We start from the raw sequence: 19,010 nt of genomic DNA, 5'->3' as shown, positions 1-19,010 counted from the left end.
AGACTTCCTCAAGCCGCCGCCACGGTCACCGGCACGCCATTCAGTGCCGCGTTGCCCGACAGTTCGTCGAGCTGACATTCATCGGTCAAGTCATTGGCGCTGGAACCCGGCTGGCTACTGGCAATCGCCATCTGTACACCCGGCCGCGCATGCCCCCAACCGTGCGGCAGGCTGACCACGCCTTTCATCATGTCCAGACTGCCCACCACCTCGACCTCGATCTGCCCGACACGCGAACTCACGCGCACCAACTGCCCGTCAGTCAGACCGCGCGTGGCAAGGTCGTCCGGGTGCATCAACAGCTGATGACGCGGCTTGCCCTTCACCAGTCGATGATAGTTGTGCATCCACGAGTTGTTGCTGCGCACATGGCGGCGGCCAATCATCAGCAACTCATCGGCGGCCGGCGCTTGTAATGCGGCAAACCGCGCGAGGTCAGCGAGGATTGGTGCCGGTGCAGCCTGAATGCGCTGATTGGCAGTCTTCAGACGCGGTGCAAGATTAGGTTTCAACGCCCCCAAATCAATTCCGTGCGGATGATCGAACAGCGTCGCCAGCGATAACTTGTACTCTGACGCGTCGCCATACATGCCCATGCGCAGGCCCATGTCGATCATCTTCGCCGGTGGCATGGTTGGCTTGAGTTCTTTCCCGGTCTTCTGCGCAAAGGCTTTCGCCAGGCCGACAAAGATTTCCCAGTCGTGCAAGGCTCCCTCAGGCTTGGCGAGGATTGCGCGATTGAAGCGCGTGACGTTGCGCACCGCGAACAGGTTGAACGTGGTGTCGTAGTGATCGTTCTCCAGCGCCGAGGTCGACGGCAGGATCAGGTCGGCGTAACGCGTGGTTTCGTTGATGTACAGGTCGATGCTGACCATGAACTCCAACCCATCCAGTGCTTGCTCGAGCTGCCGACCGTTGGGCGTGGAGAGGATCGGATTGCCGGCCACGGTGATCAACGCGCGGATCTGGCCCTCGCCCTCAGTGAGCATTTCTTCAGCCAGCGCCGAGACCGGCAGCTCGCCGCCGTACTCGGGCCGCCCGGAGACGCGGCTCTGCCATTTGTTGAAATGCCCGCCTGAAGTAGTCGCCACCAGATCCACCGCCGGCTCGGTGCACAGCGCACCACCAACGCGGTCGAGGTTGCCGGTCACCAGATTGATCAGTTGCACCACCCAATGGCACAGCGTGCCGAAGGCTTGAGTGGAAACGCCCATCCGCCCGTAACAGACAGCGCTCGGCGCAGCGGCGAAGTCGCGGGCCAATTGACGGATCTGCTCGGCCGGCACGGCGCACAACGGGCTCATGGTTTCAGCGGTGAAACCCGCCACGGCGGCGCGCACGTCGTCCAGACCGTCGACCGGCAGATGACTGCCCCGCGCCAGGCCTTCGCTGAAAAGAGTATTGAGCACGCCAAACAACAACGCCGCATCGCCACCGGGACGCACGAACAAATGCTGATCGGCCATCGCCGCCGTCTCGCTGCGCCGCGGATCGACCACCACCACTTTGCCGCCGCGCGCCTGAATCGCCTTCAGGCGCTTCTCGACATCTGGCACGGTCATGATGCTGCCGTTGGAGGCCAGTGGATTGCCGCCAAGGATCAGCATGAAGTCGGTGTAATCGATGTCCGGGATCGGCAGCAGCAGACCGTGGCCGTACATCAAATGACTGGTCAGGTGATGCGGCAGTTGATCGACCGAAGTCGCCGAGTAGCGGTTGCGGGTTTTCAGCAGCCCGAGGAAGTAATTGCTATGGGTCATCAGCCCATAGTTGTGCACACTGGGATTGCCCTGATACACCGCCACCGCGTTCTGCCCATGCCGCTCCTGGATCGCCGCCAGCCGCTCGGCCACCAGCGCGAACGCCTCATCCCACTCGATGGGCAGCCATTCACTGCCGACCCGGCGCATCGGCTGACGCAAGCGATCCGGATCGTTCTGAATGTCTTGCAGCGCCACCGCTTTGGGGCAGATATGCCCGCGACTGAAGGTGTCCTGCGCATCGCCCTTGATCGAGGTGATCGCGACGGCGCCATCGGTTTCGCTGGTTTCGATGGTCAAGCCGCAAATGGCTTCACACAGATGGCAGGCACGGTGATGGAGAGTCTTGGTCATGGCCAGTCTCTGTATTGTTCTGGGCGGGCGACAACGCCTGCGGGAGCAAAACTATGGCCCGTGTACCGGAGCTGCGCCAGCGACGTTCGTCTTGTGAATCGGCGGCCATCAGGCGCGCCGATAGCCCGGCGCGGTCAATTGGGAGTGGATTGCGGCGGCGGTGCCAGCTGGATTTCCTGAATGGTCTCGATCTGCTCGTGGGCGATATGGACGCCGGTGAGTTCGCCGATAAGACGCCAATGCTCGTCGAGTCCGGCGCTGATGGTCGCCATGCGATCAATCATCTGGCGGCTGGCAGCCTTGACCACGTCGTCTTCGCTGCGCATCAATTCGAAGGACATGGACGTCATCGAGGCGGTGAGATGAGTCAGGGAGCGTGCCGTGTGGCCCAGCAATTCCATTAACAATTGTTCTTTCGATTCCATGCGTAGGCATCCTGCGTCGCTCGTGGGGTTATTTATAACTCAGCACTTTGCTTTAGCAAATGTTTCAGCGCGCCATCCGACCAAGCGGCTCAGTGGCTCACCGGTCGCAAACCGACCCGGCCCGCACCATCCGCGGCGTGGCTGATTGCCAAGCGCGGTGGGGCCAGTGTACAAATGGCCTGCTGCCCTTGGCGAAGCTGACGATAAATCACAGCGTTCGCCCTGCTATCACACCGGCACACATTTGCAAAAACCGTAGCCTATTGGAAAAACGCGACATTTAGTGTCAATATCGCGCCCTTCCCTATTTCGTCGCCCCGTGCGGCTTACGCCGCAGGTCTCGCCCGTTGTTCCGTTAAACAAGGCTTTGAGCATCTGCGGTTTGTAGCAAAAGGTAGTCAATGATGAGCGCAAGGCACTTTCTCTCCCTGATGGATTGCACGCCCGAAGAGCTGGTCAGCGTGATCCGTCGAGGCGTTGAGCTCAAGGACCTGCGTAACCGCGGCGTACTGTTCGAGCCTCTGAAAAACCGCGTACTGGGGATGATCTTCGAGAAGTCCTCGACCCGCACCCGGATCTCGTTCGAAGCGGGCATGATCCAGCTCGGCGGCCAGGCGATTTTCCTCTCGCCGCGCGACACCCAGCTGGGCCGTGGCGAGCCGATCGGCGACTGCGCGATCGTCATGTCGAGCATGCTCGATGCGGTGATGATCCGGACCTTTGCCCACAGCACCCTGACCGAATTCGCCGCCAACTCGCGCGTGCCGGTGATCAACGGTCTGTCCGATGATCTGCACCCGTGCCAGTTGCTGGCCGACATGCAGACCTTCCTCGAGCATCGCGGCTCGATCCAGGGCAAGACCGTGGCCTGGATCGGCGACGGCAACAACATGTGCAACAGCTATATAGAAGCGGCGATTCAGTTCGACTTCCAGTTGCGCATTGCCTGCCCGGAAGGCTACGAGCCGAACGCGGAATTTGTGGCCAGGGCCGGCGATCGTGTGACCATCGTCCGCGATCCGAAAGATGCCGTGCGCGGTGCGCATCTGGTCAGTACCGATGTCTGGACCTCGATGGGCCAGGAAGAGGAAACCGCCAAGCGCCTCAAGCTGTTCGCGCCGTATCAGGTCAATCGTGCCCTGCTCGATCTGGCGGCCGAGGACGTGCTGTTCCTGCACTGCCTGCCCGCGCACCGCGGCGAAGAAATCAGCCTCGACCTGCTTGATGACCCGCGCTCCGTCGCCTGGGATCAGGCAGAAAACCGTCTCCACGCACAGAAGGCGCTGCTCGAATTCCTCGTCGAGCCGGCATATCACCACGCATGAGCCATGAATTACTGCTGAACCTGCGCAACCTCGCTTGCGGCTATCAGGACCAACGTGTGGTGCAGAACCTCAATCTGCACCTGAACGCCGGCGATATCGGCTGCCTGCTCGGTTCGTCCGGCTGCGGCAAGACCACCACGCTGCGTGCGATTGCCGGTTTCGAACCGGTGCACGAAGGTGAAATCCAGCTCGGCGGAGAAGTCATCTCCAGCGCCGGTTTCACCCTCGCCCCGGAAAAACGCCGGATTGGCATGGTGTTCCAGGATTACGCACTGTTCCCGCACCTGAGCGTCGCCGATAACATCGCCTTCGGCATTCGCAAGCACCCGCAAAAAGAGCGCGTCACCGAAGAGCTGCTGGAACTGGTCAACCTGAAGAACCTCGGCAAGCGCTTCCCGCACGAGTTGTCCGGCGGCCAGCAACAGCGCGTCGCCCTCGCCCGCGCCTTGGCGCCGGAGCCGCAACTGCTGTTACTCGACGAGCCGTTTTCCAACCTCGATGGCGAACTGCGACGCAAGCTCAGTCACGAAGTGCGCGACATCCTCAAAGCGCGCGGCACCAGCGCGATTCTGGTAACCCACGATCAGGAAGAAGCCTTCGCCGTCAGCGATCACGTTGGCGTGTTCAAGGAAGGTCGGCTGGAGCAGTGGGATACGCCCTACAACCTCTATCACGAACCGGCTACACCTTATGTCGCCAGTTTCATCGGTCAGGGTTATTTCATTCGCGGCCAACTCGCCAGCCCGGAATCGGTGCAGACCGAACTCGGCGAACTGCGCGGCAATCGTGCTTACACCTGGCCAATTGGCGGTGCCGTAGATGTGTTGCTGCGTCCGGATGACATTGTTTATGCGCCGGACAGCTCGTTGAAAGCGCGGATTGTCGGCAAGACGTTCCTCGGTGCAACGACGCTGTACCGCCTGCAACTGCCGACAGGTGCGCAGCTGGAATCGATTTTCCCGAGCCATGCTGATCACCAGGTCGGTGCAGAGGTGGGGATTCGTGTGGTGGCTGAGCACTTGGTGCTGTTTCAGGCATCGGGGAGCACGGCGGCACAAATTCCGGCAGTGGAAAGCGGCGTGCGCCGGTACAGCGCAGCACTGTAATCTCTGTGGGGTGAGTCCTTGTGGCGAGGGGATTTATCCCCGTTGGGTCGCGCAGCGGCCCTGGACGCTGCGACTGCTGCGCAGCCGAACGGGGATAAATCCCCTCGCCACAGAGGCTAGCTCCCACAGTTGTTTCTCGGTTAGCCCAGCATCAATGTACCGCTGGCAACCAGCGTCGCATGCCCGCCGATCTTCACCCGGTCACCCTCCAGCCGACAAACCAGCTCCCCGCCCCGCGCCGAACGCTGGCACGCGGTCAGACTGATTTTGCCCAGACGCTTCGACCAGTACGGAATCAGGCTGCAATGAGTCGAGCCGGTCACCGGATCTTCGTTGATGCCAATCGCGGGGGCGAAATAGCGCGAGACAAAATCATGCTGATCACCACGCGCTGTAACGATGGCGCCCAGCCACGGCAGCTTGGCCAACGCGACCATGTCCGGTGTGCAATCGAGCACCGCCTGCTCCGACTCCAGCACCACGAACAATTCGTTTGACCCCAGCACCTCTACCGCTGCGACACCCAGCGCGCGCTCGACATCCTGAGCCATATCGACTTCCGACAGCTCGATCACCGGAAAATCCAGCCACAGCCGCCCCTCCTCACGACTGACACTCAACGGCCCGGACTTGCTGATGAAGTCCAGACGCTCGGCGGTTTCCTTGTAGATCTCGAACAACACGTAAGCACTGGCCAACGTCGCATGCCCGCACAACGGCACTTCGGTGGTCGGGGTGAACCAGCGGACATGCCACGCCTGGCCTTCGCGCACCAGAAATGCGGTTTCCGCCAGATTGTGCTCGGCGGCGATTTTCTGCATCAGCTCATCGGCAAGCCAGGCGTCGAGGCGATAAACCATCGCCGGATTGCCACTGAACGGCCGATCACTGAACGCGTCGACCTGATGAAATTCCAGCTGCATAACGTTCTCCCTGAGTCAGTGGGCGCAGCATGCAGCGCCGGCCTGATCAGCACCAGTGACAGTGCCGGGGAATTTTCTGCATACAGCCTTCAAGTACGCCCGATATCAGCGAATTTGGCTTGAGTGTGTTCAGCCAGCACCGCTGGCGCCAACTCGACTTCAAGCCCGCGGCGACCGGCGCTGACATAAATAGTCGCAAAAGCCTGGGCTGAATTATCGATGAAGGTGCGCAAGCGTTTTTTCTGCCCTAGCGGACTAATGCCGCCCAACAGGTAACCGGTCGAACGTTGGGCTGCAGCAGGGTCAGCCATTTCGACTTTTTTCACGCCGGCCGCGTGTGCCAGTCCCTTGAGGTCGAGGGTTCCGACGACCGGCACCACGGCAACCAATAACTCGCCTTTTTCACTCGCCGCCAGCAGCGTCTTGAACACCTGCGCCGGGGTCAGCCCGAGTTTCTCTGCGGCCTCCAGCCCATAGGACGCGGCCTTCGGGTCATGTTCGTAACTGTGCACGCGATGTTCGGCACGAACTTTTTTCAACAAGTCCAACGCAGGCGTCATGGCAGCTCCAGGCTCGGCAGTCAGTGAAAAATGCTGCGTCGGATTCTAGGACAACCAAGTGCAAAAGGCTCTAGCACAACCCGTGTTTCCCGTGGCTTGCGTGCAATTAACCAAAAAGTTAGCCGCGACAACCGCGCGATCATTCACAAGGCTGATAGTTACATTGTGACCGACAGTTCACTTTCGACCTTTGACAGCAGTGTTTCTTGTCTATATTTTTTCGAATCTGAATAATGTAAGAATTGTTACTTGTGCAGCACCCAGCAGTAGACCGAGAACAGGATGGGGATCCTGCCTCGGGGAAAATCGCGCCTTGCCCTGATGGCAATTGCGCCAGACAACAACAAAAACGAGGTTTTCAATGACAACTGCTTTACAGCAACCATCGCTTTCGAGCCAATGCATGGCGGAATTTCTGGGTACTGCGCTGCTGATCTTTTTCGGCACTGGCTGCGTCGCTGCGCTCAAGGTCGCGGGTGCCAGCTTCGGTCTATGGGAAATCAGCATCATCTGGGGCGTCGGCGTGAGCATGGCGATCTACCTCACCGCCGGCGTTTCCGGCGCGCATCTGAACCCTGCCGTGAGTATCGCCCTGAGCATTTTCGCCGACTTCGAAAAGCGCAAACTGCCGTTCTATATCCTCGCGCAGATTGCCGGTGCCTTCTGCGGCGCGCTGCTGGTGTACACGCTGTACAGCAACCTGTTCTTCGATTACGAACAAACTCACCACATGGTTCGCGGCACACAGGCGAGCCTGGAACTGGCATCGGTGTTCTCCACTTTCCCTAATCCTGCGCTGTCCACCGCTCAGGCATTTCTGGTCGAGATGATCATCACCGCGATCCTGATGGGCGTGATCATGTCCCTGACCGACGACAACAACGGTCTGCCGAAAGGCCCGCTGGCACCGCTGCTGATCGGTTTGCTGATCGCGGTGATCGGCAGTTCGATGGGCCCGCTGACCGGTTTCGCGATGAACCCGGCGCGTGACTTCGGTCCGAAACTGATGACTTTCTTCGCTGGCTGGGGTGAAGTCTCCTTCACCGGCGCGCGTGAAATTCCGTACTTCCTGATTCCGATTTTTGCACCGATTGTCGGTGCCTGCCTCGGCGCTGCCGGGTATCGCGGGCTCATCGCCCGTCACCTGACCGGCGCCACACCTGCTACAAAGGATGCAGAACCGGCCATTGACGGCAAACCAAGAACTTCTTGAAACAGTCGGCGCGGGTTCCTGCCAAATCGAGCCCGCGCTACGGCCCACTCTCCTTACTTCGTCCAAGGCAATCGACATGACCGACATTCAGAATAAGAACTACATCATTGCCCTCGATCAGGGTACGACCAGCTCGCGCGCGATCATTTTCGACCGTGACGCCAACGTGGTGTGCACCGCGCAGCGCGAATTTGCCCAGCATTACCCGCAAGCCGGTTGGGTTGAACACGACCCGATGGAAATCTTCGCCACCCAGAGCGCGGTGATGGTTGAAGCGCTGGCTCAGGCCGGCCTGCATCACGACCAGGTTGCCGCCATCGGCATCACCAACCAGCGTGAAACCACCGTCGTCTGGGACAAGACCACCGGCCGCCCGGTCTACAACGCGATCGTCTGGCAGTGCCGCCGCAGCACCGAGATCTGTCAGCAGCTCAAGCGCGACGGTCACGAGCAATACATCAGCGACACCACCGGCCTGGTCACCGACCCGTACTTCTCCGGCACCAAGCTCAAGTGGATCCTCGACAACGTCGAAGGCAGCCGCGAGCGTGCGCGCAATGGCGAACTGCTGTTCGGCACCATCGATAGCTGGCTGATCTGGAAATTCACCGGCGGCAAGGTGCACGTCACTGACTACACCAACGCCTCGCGCACCATGCTCTTCAACATCCACTCGCTGGAGTGGGACGCGAAGATGCTGGAGATCCTCGATATCCCGCGCGAAATGCTCCCGGAAGTGAAAGCCTCGTCGGAAATCTACGGTCGCACCAAAAGCGGCATCGCCATCGGCGGTATCGCCGGCGACCAACAGGCTGCACTGTTCGGCCAGATGTGCGTCGAGCCGGGCCAGGCGAAAAACACCTACGGCACTGGCTGCTTCCTGCTGATGAACACCGGTGACAAAGCCGTGAAGTCCAAGCACGGCATGCTCACCACCATCGCGTGCGGCCCGCGCGGCGAAGTCGCTTACGCACTGGAAGGCGCAGTGTTCAATGGCGGTTCGACCGTGCAGTGGCTGCGTGATGAACTGAAAATCATCAACGACGCCCACGACACCGAATACTTCGCCAGCAAAGTGAAGGACAGCAACGGCGTGTACCTGGTGCCGGCCTTCACTGGCCTGGGCGCTCCGTACTGGGACCCGTATGCCCGTGGCGCACTGTTCGGCCTGACTCGCGGCGTGCGCGTGGATCACATCATCCGCGCTGCGCTGGAGTCGATTGCCTACCAGACCCGCGACGTGCTCGACGCCATGCAACAGGATTCCGGCGAACGCCTGAAAGCCCTGCGTGTAGACGGCGGTGCCGTGGCCAACAACTTCCTCATGCAATTCCAGGCCGACATCCTCGGCACGCAGGTCGAACGTCCGAAAATGCGCGAAACCACCGCCCTCGGCGCGGCATACCTGGCCGGTCTGGCGTGCGGTTTCTGGGGCAGCCTCGACGAACTGCGCAACAAAGCCGTGATCGAGCGCGAGTTCGAACCGACGCTGGACGAAGTCGAAAAGGAAAAGCTCTATAAAGGCTGGAAAAAAGCGGTCAGCCGTACCCGCGACTGGGCACGTGAAGACGCTGAATAAGCCAGTCTGAGGACTGACTAAGGCCGGAAACTGGTCGGGAGGCGATTCCTGCGGCATCATGGGCAAATTTTGCACGGCAGCCCAAAGGACGCCCCATGAATCTGCCTCCCCGTCAGCAGCAAATCCTCGAGCTGGTTCGCGAACGCGGCTATGTGAGCATCGAGGAAATGGCCACGCTGTTCGTTGTTACCCCGCAAACCATCCGCCGCGATATCAATCAGCTCGCGGAAGCCAATCTGCTGCGTCGCTATCACGGCGGCGCTGCCTATGATTCCAGCGTCGAAAACACTGCCTATGCGATGCGCGCCGATCAGATGCGCGATGAAAAACAACGCATCGGTGAAGCCATCGCCGCACAGATCCCCGATCACGCCTCGCTGTTCATCAACATCGGTACCACCACCGAATCGATTGCGCGCGCCCTGCTCAACCACAATCACCTGAAGATCATCACCAACAACCTGCACGTTGCTTCAATGCTCAGTGCCAAGGATGACTTCGATGTGCTGCTGACGGGCGGCAATGTGCGCCGTGACGGCGGTGTGGTCGGTCAGGCGAGTGTCGACTTCATCAACCAGTTCAAGGTGGATTTCGCCCTGGTCGGCATCAGCGGCATCGATGAAGACGGCAGTCTGCTGGACTTCGATTATCAGGAAGTGCGGGTGTCGCAGGCGATCATCGCCAATGCGCGGCAGGTGATTCTTGCGGCGGACTCGAGCAAGTTCGGGCGCAATGCGATGATTCGCCTGGGGCCGATCAGTTTGATTGATTGTCTGGTGACTGATCAGCAGCCGGTGCCGGCGCTGGCGCAATTGTTGAGTCAGCACAAGATTCGGCTGGAAGTCGTTTAACCCACCGAAAGCGAGCCTCCCCCCCCACTGTGGCGAGGGAGCTTGCTCCCGCTCGGCGACGCAGTCGCCGCATTCTCCTGGTGTACAGCTCTCAAACTTTAGGACTGCTTCGCAGCCCAGCGGGAGCAAGCTCCCTCGCCACAGAAACACCCACTCCGCCGGTAAATGTTCGAAAATTTTCCTTTAAGCCTCCTTCGATGAGTTTTTTCAATCGAAGTTGACTGGCTGTGCGCGTCTTTATGGGCTACCATTTTCGCAAATGAACATTAATGTTCGAATTCCAAACAGAAAATCAAAAGAGCCCGAGGCCAGCCGATGCCCACTTCTACCTTGCCTACGCCCCCACTCTCCGAGGTTTACGATGTTGCCGTGATCGGCGGCGGGATCAATGGCGTGGGGATCGCAGCGGATGCCGCCGGTCGCGGGCTTTCGGTGTTCCTTTGTGAAAAGGATGATTTGGCCAGCCACACCTCGTCGGCCAGCAGCAAGCTGATCCACGGCGGCCTGCGCTATCTCGAACATTACGAATTCCGCTTGGTCCGCGAAGCACTGGCCGAGCGCGAAGTGCTGCTGGCCAAGGCGCCGCATATCGTCAAACAGATGCGCTTTGTGTTGCCGCACCGTCCGCACCTGCGTCCGGCGTGGATGATCCGTGCGGGCCTGTTCCTGTATGACAACCTCGGCAAGCGCGAAAAACTCGCAGGCTCGAAAAGCTTGAAGTTCGGCGCAGACAGCGCACTGAAAAGCGAAATCACCAAAGGCTTTGAATACTCCGACTGCTGGGTCGACGACGCCCGTCTCGTGGTGCTCAACGCCATGGCCGCCCGTGAAAAAGGCGCGCATGTACACACCCAGACCCGTTGCGTGAGCGCCCGTCGTACCAAAGGCCTGTGGCACCTGCACCTGGAACGCGCCGATGGCAGCCTGTTTTCGATCCGCGCCAAAGCGCTGGTCAACGCTGCCGGCCCGTGGGTTGCCAAGTTCATTCGCGACGATCTGAAGATGGAATCGCCGTACGGCATCCGTCTGATTCAAGGCAGCCACCTGATCGTGCCGAAGCTGTATGAAGGCGAACACGCGCACATTCTGCAAAACGAAGATCAGCGCATCGTTTTCACTATTCCGTACCTGAACCACTTCACCCTGATCGGTACCACCGACCGCGAGTACACCGGCGATCCGGCCAAAGTCGCGATCACCGAAGGCGAAACCGAGTACCTGCTGAAAGTGGTCAACGCCCACTTCAAGAAGCAGGTCAGCCGCGACGACATCCTGCACAGCTACTCGGGCGTGCGCCCATTGTGCAACGACGAATCCGACAACCCTTCGGCCGTGACCCGCGATTACACCCTCGCGCTGTCTGGCAGCACAGAAGAAGCGCCTCTGTTGTCGGTGTTCGGCGGCAAGCTGACCACCTACCGCAAACTCGCCGAGTCGGCGATGGCGCAACTGATGCCGTACTTCACCCAGATGCGCCCGAGCTGGACCGCCAGCGCGACCCTGCCCGGCGGCGAAGACATGACCACGCCGCACGCCTTGAGCGCGCTGATCCGCGACAAGTTCGACTTCGTGCCGACCGAGATCGCCCGGCGCTGGGCCACCACTTACGGCAGCCGCACCTGGCGCATGCTCGAAGGCGTGGACAGCCTGGCGGACATGGGCGAGCACATTGGTGGCGGGCTTTACACCCGTGAAGTGGATTACCTGTGCAGTGAAGAGTGGGCGACCACGGCACACGACATCTTGTGGCGCCGGAGTAAGCTGGGCCTGTTCACCACGCCGGCAGAGCAAGAAAAACTGGCGGTGTACTTGAGCAAGGTCGAGCAAAGTCGCAGTAAGATCGAAGCCGCCTGATTCGATCCGTTTTAATAAGCAAAGCCCCTGAATCGTGAGACTCAGGGGCTTTTTGCATCTCCGGCAAATCTCGTCAGCGCCTTTTCATTCGGTTTTCCGAACGCGACCTGACAGTCAATTCGGTTAACCGGATCAGAAAACCCAAAAAACACCGTCGCAAAACTTTAATCTCAATACAGATCAACAACTTAACCAGCCACGACTGCTCTGGCACGACTCATGCTCTACACTCTTCGACGAATGCCTGTTGCGCCAACCCGACAGGAGCCGTCAGGCATTCGAAGCACAACAAGGGCCCGCTCAACCGGCTCCATAAAAAAAACAATGTCGAGGAAAATTTGATGCGCATCGTTCCCCATATCCTGGGCGCAGCCATTGCTGCCGCTCTGATCAGCACACCAGTTTTCGCTGCCGAGCTCACCGGCACCCTTAAGAAAATCAAAGAATCGAACACCATCACCCTGGGGCATCGTGACGCCTCCATCCCGTTTTCCTACATCGCTGATGCTTCCGGCAAGCCAGTCGGCTACTCCCACGATATCCAGCTGGCTATCGTCGAAGCGATCAAGAAAGACCTCGATCTGCCGAACCTGCAGGTCAAATACAACCTGGTAACTTCGCAGACCCGTATCCCACTGGTGCAGAACGGCACCGTGGACGTCGAGTGTGGTTCCACCACCAACAACGTCGAGCGTCAGCAACAGGTCGACTTCTCCGTCGGCATCTTCGAAATCGGTACCCGTCTGCTGTCCAAGGCTGACTCCAAGTACAAGGATTTCGACGACCTGAAAGGCAAGAACGTCGTGACCACCGCCGGCACCACGTCCGAGCGCATCCTCAAGGCGATGAACGCCGACAAGCAGATGGGCATGAACGTCATCTCCGCCAAAGACCACGGCGAATCCTTCCAGATGCTCGAATCGGGTCGTGCCGTTGCGTTCATGATGGACGACGCGCTGCTGGCCGGCGAAGCCGCCAAGGCCAAGAAAGCCACCGACTGGGCCGTCACCGGCACTCCACAGTCGTACGAAATCTACGGCTGCATGGTGCGCAAAGGCGACGCTCCATTCAAAAAGGCTGTGGATGACGCCATCGTTGCGACCTACAAGTCCGGCGAGATCAACAAGATCTACGACAAGTGGTTCATGGCGCCAATCCCGCCAAAAGGCCTGAATCTGAACTTCCCGATGAGCGATGAGCTCAAGGCCCTGATCGCCAATCCGACTGATAAAGCGGCTGACGACAAGAAGTCCTGATTTCTGACTAACCTTATCTCCTGAAGGGGCTGTGCCCTTTCAGGAGTTCGTCACTCCCTGCTGGCACTTTTTGGGAACACTCGAACCGGTGGCTGTCGAGCCGATCGTGTGTGCCTGATCGACAAGATCGGGGCGGGAACGGATTTCCCCCAGGCGGGCACTTGTACATCGATCGAATCGAGGGGAGACCCTAATGAATTACAACTGGGACTGGGGCGTGTTCTTCAAGTCCACCGGCGTGGGCAGCGAGACTTATCTCGACTGGTTCATCTCCGGGCTGGGCTGGACAATCGCCATCGCCATCGTGGCCTGGATCATCGCCCTGCTGCTGGGCTCGATTCTGGGCGTGATGCGCACTGTGCCGAATCGCATCGTATCGGGCATTGCGACCTGCTACGTCGAACTCTTCCGTAACGTACCGCTGCTGGTGCAGCTGTTTATCTGGTACTTCCTGGTGCCCGATCTGCTGCCGGCCGATCTGCAGGAGTGGTACAAGCAGGACCTCAACCCGACCACCTCGGCGTACCTGAGCGTTGTCGTGTGTCTGGGTCTGTTTACCGCCGCGCGGGTCTGCGAACAGGTGCGCACCGGTATTCAGGCGCTGCCACGCGGTCAGGAATCCGCCGCTCGGGCCATGGGTTTCAAGCTGCCGCAGATCTACTGGAACGTGCTGCTGCCTCAGGCCTACCGGATCATCATTCCGCCGCTTACCTCGGAATTCCTGAACGTGTTCAAGAACTCCTCCGTGGCGTCGCTGATCGGTCTGATGGAGCTGTTGGCCCAGACCAAACAGACCGCCGAATTTTCGGCCAACCTGTTTGAAGCCTTCACCCTGGCGACCCTGATCTATTTCACCCTGAACATGAGCCTGATGCTGCTGATGCGCGTGGTCGAGAAGAAAGTTGCCGTGCCCGGCCTGATCTCCGTGGGGGGTAAATAATGGAATTTGATTTCAGTGGCATCGTCCCGGCCATTCCCGGTTTGTGGAACGGCATGGTCATGACTCTCCAGCTGATGGCGCTGGGCGTGGTCGGCGGGATCATTCTCGGCACCATTCTGGCGCTGATGCGCCTGTCCTCCAGCAAACTGCTGTCGCGGGTGGCCGGCGCTTACGTCAACTACTTCCGTTCGATCCCGCTGCTGCTGGTGATTACCTGGTTCTATCTGGCGGTGCCGTTCGTGCTGCGCTGGATCACCGGCGAAGACACCCCGATCGGCGCGTTCACCTCATGCATCGTGGCGTTCATGATGTTTGAAGCGGCGTACTTCTGCGAAATCGTGCGTGCCGGTGTGCAGTCGATTCCCAAGGGTCAGATGGGTGCAGCCCAGGCGCTGGGCATGAGCTACGGGCAGATGATGCGTCTGATCATCCTGCCGCAAGCGTTCCGCAAGATGACCCCGCTGCTGCTGCAGCAGAGCATCATTTTGTTCCAGGACACCTCGCTGGTTTACACCGTGGGCCTGGTGGACTTCCTCAATGCTTCGCGCGCCAGTGGCGACATCATTGGCCGTTCGAATGAGTTCCTGATCTTCGCAGGTCTCGTGTACTTCACAATCAGCTTTGCCGCCTCGCTGCTGGTCAAGCGTCTGCAAAAAAGGTTCGCCGTATGATCTCTATCAAGAACATCAACAAGTGGTATGGGGACTTCCAGGTGCTGACTGATTGCAGCACCGAGGTCAAAAAAGGCGAAGTGATCGTGGTCTGCGGCCCGTCCGGTTCGGGCAAGTCGACCCTGATCAAGTGCGTCAACGCACTGGAGCCGTTCCAGAAAGGTGACATCGTGGTCGACGGCACCTCGATTGCCGATCCGAAGACCAATCTGCCAAAACTGCGTTCGCGCGTCGGCATGGTGTTCCAGCATTTCGAACTGTTCCCGCACCTGACCATCACCGAAAACCTGACCATCGCGCAGATCAAGGTGCTCGGCCGCAGCAAGGAAGAGGCGACCAAGAAAGGTCTGCAACTGCTCGAGCGCGTCGGCCTGTCGGCTCACGCTCACAAGCATCCGGGGCAACTGTCCGGTGGTCAGCAACAGCGTGTGGCGATTGCCCGTGCGCTGGCGATGGACCCGATCGTCATGCTGTTCGACGAACCGACCTCGGCGCTCGACCCGGAAATGGTCAACGAAGTGCTCGACGTGATGGTGCAACTGGCCCACGAAGGCATGACCATGATGTGCGTGACCCACGAAATGGGCTTTGCGCGCAAAGTGGCCGACCGGGTGATTTTCATGGACGCGGGCAAGATCATCGAAGACTGCAAGAAAGAGGAGTTCTTCGGCGACATCAGCCAACGCTCCGAACGCGCGCAGCACTTCCTCGAGAAAATCCTGCAGCATTAAAAGCACCACCGATCTGCCCTTGTGGCGAGGGAGCTTGCTCCCGCTGGGTCGCGCAGCGGCCCCAAAACCTGCAGATGCCGTTGTATCTGACACAACGCATTGGCCGATTTTACGACTGCTTCGCAGCCGAGCGGGAGCAAGCTCCCTCGCCACAGGTTCCAGGCTCGACCAAACCAGTGCGACGTCTGCGGCAGTGCTGGTTGACCCAAGGCATCTGTGATGAAATGCGACCCCACTCTTTATCGCGCAACCACGCCATCACTTGCCGTGAAACCCCGTCTGATCCGCCATTTGTTCCTGCCGCCGCTGGTCATCGCCCTGATGATCGGATTGGGTTATGCCGGCTTCTGGACCAGCGAACATTTCGGCATCCGCAGCCTTGGCGAAAACGGCCAGCGGCAACTCGAGTTGCACGCCCGTGCGGTCGAAAGCGAAATCAGCAAATACACCTACCTGCCCAGCCTGCTGGAGCTCGAATCGAGCGTCGCGCGCCTGCTCGACGAACCGACGGCGGACCACCGGCAAACGGTCAACGAATACCTTGAAGGCCTGAACCGGCGCAGCCGCAGTCGGGCCATCTACGTGATGGACACCACCGGCCGCGTGGTGGCCACAAGCAACTGGCGCGACGTCGACAGTTACCTCGGTGAAGACCTGTCCTTTCGCGCCTACTTCCAGAATGCCGTGCGCGGTCAGCCCGGACGTTTCTACGGCATCGGCAGCACCAGCGGCGAACCCGGTTACTACCTGGCCCACGGCCTCGAAGAACACGGCAAGATCATCGGTGTTGCCGTGGTCAAAGTGCGTCTGGAAGCCATGGAAGAACGCTGGCAGCGTGCGCGTCTGGAAGCATTCGTCAGCGACGAGAACGGCATCATCATTCTCTCCAGCGATCCGGCACGACGGCTGAAATCAGTGGTGCCGCTGAGTGACGAAACCAAAGAAAAACTCGCGCGCAGCCTGCAGTACTACTGGTTCCCGCTCAACGAACTGCAACCGCTGGCCCGTGAAACCCTGGCCGAAGGCGTGGAAAAACTCACCTTCCCGGCCAATAGCGAGCTGCTGCCGCAACAAGAGCCTGAGGATGAAAACATCAGCTATCTGGCGCAAACCCGGCCGCTGAGCGATACACCGTGGAATTTCACCCTGCTCACGCCGTTGCAGGACTTGCGCCGCGAAGCGATCAACCAAGGGATTCTGGTGGCCATTGCGTTTGCGCTGGTGGCGTTCCTGCTGATCGCCTGGAACGAGCGGCGCAAGGTCATCGCCACCCGCCTCGCCGCTCGCGAAGCCTTGCAGGAAGCCAACAATCAACTGGAGCGTCGGATTACCGAACGCACCGGCGACCTGCGCGCCAGCAACGAAAGGCTCAAGGCGCAGATCCGCGAACGCAGGCAAGCCGAAGAGACGTTACGCCGTGCTCAGGACGAACTGGTACAGGCCGGCAAACTCGCCGCCATCGGCCAGATGTCGACCAGCATCGCCCACGAATTGAACCAGCCACTGGCGGCGATGCGCACGCTGTCCGGCAACACGATTCGCTTTCTGGAACGCGGCCAGCTCGACGTCGCCAGCACCAATCTGAAAACCATCAACGACCTGATCGACCGCATGGGCCGGATCACCGCCAGCCTGCGCTCGTTCGCCCGGCGCGGTGACGACAAGGGCCGCGCCAGCCTTGGTAAAGCGGTGGACGCCGCGCTGCAAGTACTCGGCGCGCGGGTGGAAAGCGCCGCGCTGCAAGTGCATCGCCAGTTCATCGATGTGCAAGTGCAGATCGACCAGACCCGCCTTGAACAGATTCTGGTCAACCTGATCGGCAACGCCCTCGACGCCATGCAGGCGCAACCGCAGCCGGAGCTGTGGCTGCAGGGCGAAGAATTCGACGGCAAATATCGCCTGCGGGTGCGCGACAACGGCCACGGTATCGACGCCGAAGCACGCAAACATCTGTTCGAACCATTTTTCACCACCAAACCCGGCGAACAAGGGCTGGGCCTTGGCCTGACGCTTTCTGCCAGTCTGGCGGCCGCCACCGGTGGGCATCTGGGTGTTGAACACCCGGCCAGCGGTGGTACCACTTTCGTCCTCAGTTTACCGTTGGTAAGCCCTACTCCTGCCGAGCCAATATGAACCAAGACCTCAGTGTATTGATCGTCGAAGACGACCCCCATGTGTTGCTCGGCTGCCAACAGGCGCTGACCCTGGAAGACATTCCGTGCATCGGCGTCGGCAGTGCCGAAGAAGCGCTGGAGCGCGTGGGCGACAACTTCGCCGGGATCGTCATCAGCGACATTCGCCTGCCCGGCATCGACGGTCTGGAACTGCTGACCCGGCTCAAGTCGCGCGATCGCAGCCTGCCGGTGGTGCTGATCACCGGTCATGGCGACATCTCGATGGCAGTCGGCGCGATGCAGAAAGGCGCCTACGACTTCATGGAAAAACCGTTCTCCCCGGAACGGTTGGTGGACGTCGCCCGCCGCGCTTTGGAGCAACGCAGCCTCGCACGCGAAGTAACGTCGTTGCGCCGACAACTGGCCGAACGTGATTCCCTTGAAGGACGCATCATCGGCCGTTCGCCGGCCATGCAGAACCTGCGCGAACTGATTGCGAACGTCGCCGACACTTCGGCCAACGTATTGATCGAAGGCGAAACCGGCACCGGCAAGGAACTGGTCGCGCGCTGCCTGCACGATTTCAGTCGTCGTCACACCCAACAGTTCGTCGCGCTGAACTGCGGCGGCCTGCCGGAAAATCTGTTTGAAAGTGAAATCTTCGGTCACGAGGCCAACGCCTTTACCGGCGCCGGCAAACGGCGGATCGGCAAGATCGAACACGCCGACGGCGGCACCTTGTTCCTCGATGAAGTGGAAAGCATGCCGCTGCCGTTGCAGATAAAACTGCTGCGCGTGTTGCAGGAACGCACCCTCGAACGCCTCGGTTCGAACCAGAGCGTGGCGGTCGATTGCCGGGTGATTGCGGCGACCAAATCCGATCTCGACGCATCGAGCAAAATCGGCGAATTCCGCAGCGATTTGTACTACCGCCTCAATGTGGTGACGCTGGAATTGCCGCCATTGCGCGAACGCCGCGAAGACATCCTGCAACTGTTCGAACACTTCACCCAGCAATCGGCCCTGCGCTTCGACCGCGCCCTGCCGGAGCTGGACAATCAGACCCTGTCGAATCTGATGAGCCACGACTGGCCAGGCAACGTGCGCGAACTGCGCAACGTCGCCGAACGCTTCGCCCTCGGTTTGCCGGCGTTCAAGAAATCCGGCGCCAGCAGCGGCGGCCAGGGTTTGGCCTTCGCCGAAGCGGTGGAAGCCTTCGAACGCAACCTGCTCAGTGATGCCCTGCAACGCAGCGGCGGCAACCTGACGCAAGCCAGCCTGGAACTGGGCATGGCCAAGACCACGCTGTTCGACAAAGTGAAAAAATACGGCCTCAGCCATTAAGCGA

General features: G+C 59.9%; 16 protein-coding genes. 12 read left to right on the top strand and 4 right to left on the bottom strand.

Going from position 1 to position 19,010, the window contains the following annotated elements; translation table 11 throughout:
• Window positions 1–8: 8 nt before the first annotated feature.
• Together ACP7EE_RS10775 and ACP7EE_RS10770 are read right to left on the bottom strand one after the other, a co-directional pair.
• Window positions 9–2,114: a molybdopterin oxidoreductase family protein gene (locus ACP7EE_RS10775; RefSeq protein ID WP_426234478.1), complete on the bottom strand. Its 2,106-nt coding sequence runs from the start codon at window positions 2,112–2,114 to the stop codon at window positions 9–11.
• 134 nt (window positions 2,115–2,248) lie between these two features.
• Complete coding sequence (locus tag ACP7EE_RS10770; RefSeq protein ID WP_420646206.1) at window positions 2,249–2,539, bottom strand: hypothetical protein; 291 nt, start codon at window positions 2,537–2,539, stop codon at window positions 2,249–2,251.
• A gap of 404 nt (window positions 2,540–2,943) precedes the next feature.
• Between ACP7EE_RS10770 and argF the strand changes: the two genes are divergently transcribed.
• A complete protein-coding gene (argF, locus tag ACP7EE_RS10765; protein WP_426234477.1) occupies window positions 2,944–3,864 on the top strand; it encodes an ornithine carbamoyltransferase in 921 nt (306 codons plus the stop codon).
• Complete coding sequence (locus ACP7EE_RS10760; protein ID WP_426234476.1) at window positions 3,861–4,970, top strand: ABC transporter ATP-binding protein; 1,110 nt, start codon at window positions 3,861–3,863, stop codon at window positions 4,968–4,970. The genes argF and ACP7EE_RS10760 overlap by 4 nt, the downstream gene beginning before the upstream one ends.
• A gap of 140 nt (window positions 4,971–5,110) precedes the next feature.
• Here the strand turns inward: ACP7EE_RS10760 and ACP7EE_RS10755 are convergent, their stop codons facing one another.
• Window positions 5,111–5,893 (bottom strand): PhzF family phenazine biosynthesis protein, encoded by a 783-nt coding sequence (locus ACP7EE_RS10755; protein WP_426234475.1) that lies wholly within the window; start codon window positions 5,891–5,893, stop codon window positions 5,111–5,113.
• An 89-nt stretch (window positions 5,894–5,982) separates the two neighbouring features.
• Window positions 5,983–6,453, bottom strand: coding sequence for a Cys-tRNA(Pro) deacylase (gene ybaK / locus ACP7EE_RS10750; RefSeq protein ID WP_426234474.1), 471 nt, complete (start codon window positions 6,451–6,453; stop codon window positions 5,983–5,985).
• A gap of 361 nt (window positions 6,454–6,814) precedes the next feature.
• On the opposite strand from ybaK, the gene ACP7EE_RS10745 reads away from it, so the two are divergent.
• The 10 genes from ACP7EE_RS10745 (at window position 6,815) to ACP7EE_RS10700 (ending at window position 19,006) form a co-directional block, all read left to right on the top strand.
• A complete protein-coding gene (locus tag ACP7EE_RS10745) occupies window positions 6,815–7,666 on the top strand; it encodes an MIP/aquaporin family protein (protein WP_420651208.1) in 852 nt (283 codons plus the stop codon).
• Between the two features lie 76 nt (window positions 7,667–7,742).
• The gene (glpK, locus tag ACP7EE_RS10740; RefSeq protein WP_420646201.1) at window positions 7,743–9,245 is read left to right on the top strand and encodes a glycerol kinase GlpK; all 1,503 of its coding nucleotides are present in this window, start codon (window positions 7,743–7,745) and stop codon (window positions 9,243–9,245) included.
• 95 nt (window positions 9,246–9,340) lie between these two features.
• Entirely contained in the window at window positions 9,341–10,096 is a 756-nt protein-coding gene (locus tag ACP7EE_RS10735) for a DeoR/GlpR family transcriptional regulator (protein ID WP_007916700.1), read from the top strand.
• A gap of 315 nt (window positions 10,097–10,411) precedes the next feature.
• Window positions 10,412–11,950, top strand: coding sequence for a glycerol-3-phosphate dehydrogenase (glpD, locus tag ACP7EE_RS10730; RefSeq protein ID WP_426234473.1), 1,539 nt, complete (start codon window positions 10,412–10,414; stop codon window positions 11,948–11,950).
• A 341-nt stretch (window positions 11,951–12,291) separates the two neighbouring features.
• The gene (locus ACP7EE_RS10725; RefSeq protein WP_420646199.1) at window positions 12,292–13,206 is read left to right on the top strand and encodes a glutamate/aspartate ABC transporter substrate-binding protein; all 915 of its coding nucleotides are present in this window, start codon (window positions 12,292–12,294) and stop codon (window positions 13,204–13,206) included.
• Between the two features lie 193 nt (window positions 13,207–13,399).
• The gene (locus ACP7EE_RS10720; protein WP_095190466.1) at window positions 13,400–14,146 is read left to right on the top strand and encodes an amino acid ABC transporter permease; all 747 of its coding nucleotides are present in this window, start codon (window positions 13,400–13,402) and stop codon (window positions 14,144–14,146) included.
• Window positions 14,146–14,817, top strand: coding sequence for an amino acid ABC transporter permease (locus ACP7EE_RS10715; protein WP_420646198.1), 672 nt, complete (start codon window positions 14,146–14,148; stop codon window positions 14,815–14,817). The genes ACP7EE_RS10720 and ACP7EE_RS10715 overlap by 1 nt, the downstream gene beginning before the upstream one ends.
• The gene (locus tag ACP7EE_RS10710) at window positions 14,814–15,548 is read left to right on the top strand and encodes an amino acid ABC transporter ATP-binding protein (RefSeq protein WP_007953170.1); all 735 of its coding nucleotides are present in this window, start codon (window positions 14,814–14,816) and stop codon (window positions 15,546–15,548) included. Before ACP7EE_RS10715 ends, ACP7EE_RS10710 begins: the two co-directional genes overlap by 4 nt.
• Window positions 15,549–15,767: 219 nt before the next feature.
• A complete protein-coding gene (locus ACP7EE_RS10705; RefSeq protein WP_420646196.1) occupies window positions 15,768–17,681 on the top strand; it encodes a sensor histidine kinase in 1,914 nt (637 codons plus the stop codon).
• Window positions 17,678–19,006, top strand: a complete 1,329-nt coding sequence (locus tag ACP7EE_RS10700) for a sigma-54-dependent transcriptional regulator (RefSeq protein ID WP_426205976.1) — start codon at window positions 17,678–17,680, stop codon at window positions 19,004–19,006. Before ACP7EE_RS10705 ends, ACP7EE_RS10700 begins: the two co-directional genes overlap by 4 nt.
• Window positions 19,007–19,010 lie beyond the last annotated feature (4 nt).

The sequence above is a fragment of the Pseudomonas sp. TWP3-2 genome (genome assembly GCF_049897765.1).
Taxonomy (GTDB): Bacteria; Pseudomonadota; Gammaproteobacteria; order Pseudomonadales; family Pseudomonadaceae; genus Aquipseudomonas.
Note: the sequence above shows the minus strand (reverse complement) of the source record. Positions and strands in the feature narration are given on the sequence as shown.

Bases quoted from the DNA above. Each gene is read 5' to 3' on its own strand.
- ACP7EE_RS10775 (WP_426234478.1), bottom strand. From the start codon at position 2,114: ATGACCAAGACTCTCCATCACCGTGCCTGCCATCTGTGTGAAGCCATT.
- ACP7EE_RS10770 (WP_420646206.1), bottom strand. From the start codon at position 2,539: ATGGAATCGAAAGAACAATTGTTAATGGAATTGCTGGGCCACACGGCA.
- argF (WP_426234477.1), top strand. From the start codon at position 2,944: ATGAGCGCAAGGCACTTTCTCTCCCTGATGGATTGCACGCCCGAAGAG.
- ACP7EE_RS10760 (WP_426234476.1), top strand. From the start codon at position 3,861: ATGAGCCATGAATTACTGCTGAACCTGCGCAACCTCGCTTGCGGCTAT.
- ACP7EE_RS10755 (WP_426234475.1), bottom strand. From the start codon at position 5,893: ATGCAGCTGGAATTTCATCAGGTCGACGCGTTCAGTGATCGGCCGTTC.
- ybaK (WP_426234474.1), bottom strand. From the start codon at position 6,453: ATGACGCCTGCGTTGGACTTGTTGAAAAAAGTTCGTGCCGAACATCGC.
- ACP7EE_RS10745 (WP_420651208.1), top strand. From the start codon at position 6,815: ATGACAACTGCTTTACAGCAACCATCGCTTTCGAGCCAATGCATGGCG.
- glpK (WP_420646201.1), top strand. From the start codon at position 7,743: ATGACCGACATTCAGAATAAGAACTACATCATTGCCCTCGATCAGGGT.
- ACP7EE_RS10735 (WP_007916700.1), top strand. From the start codon at position 9,341: ATGAATCTGCCTCCCCGTCAGCAGCAAATCCTCGAGCTGGTTCGCGAA.
- glpD (WP_426234473.1), top strand. From the start codon at position 10,412: ATGCCCACTTCTACCTTGCCTACGCCCCCACTCTCCGAGGTTTACGAT.
- ACP7EE_RS10725 (WP_420646199.1), top strand. From the start codon at position 12,292: ATGCGCATCGTTCCCCATATCCTGGGCGCAGCCATTGCTGCCGCTCTG.
- ACP7EE_RS10720 (WP_095190466.1), top strand. From the start codon at position 13,400: ATGAATTACAACTGGGACTGGGGCGTGTTCTTCAAGTCCACCGGCGTG.
- ACP7EE_RS10715 (WP_420646198.1), top strand. From the start codon at position 14,146: ATGGAATTTGATTTCAGTGGCATCGTCCCGGCCATTCCCGGTTTGTGG.
- ACP7EE_RS10710 (WP_007953170.1), top strand. From the start codon at position 14,814: ATGATCTCTATCAAGAACATCAACAAGTGGTATGGGGACTTCCAGGTG.
- ACP7EE_RS10705 (WP_420646196.1), top strand. From the start codon at position 15,768: ATGAAATGCGACCCCACTCTTTATCGCGCAACCACGCCATCACTTGCC.
- ACP7EE_RS10700 (WP_426205976.1), top strand. From the start codon at position 17,678: ATGAACCAAGACCTCAGTGTATTGATCGTCGAAGACGACCCCCATGTG.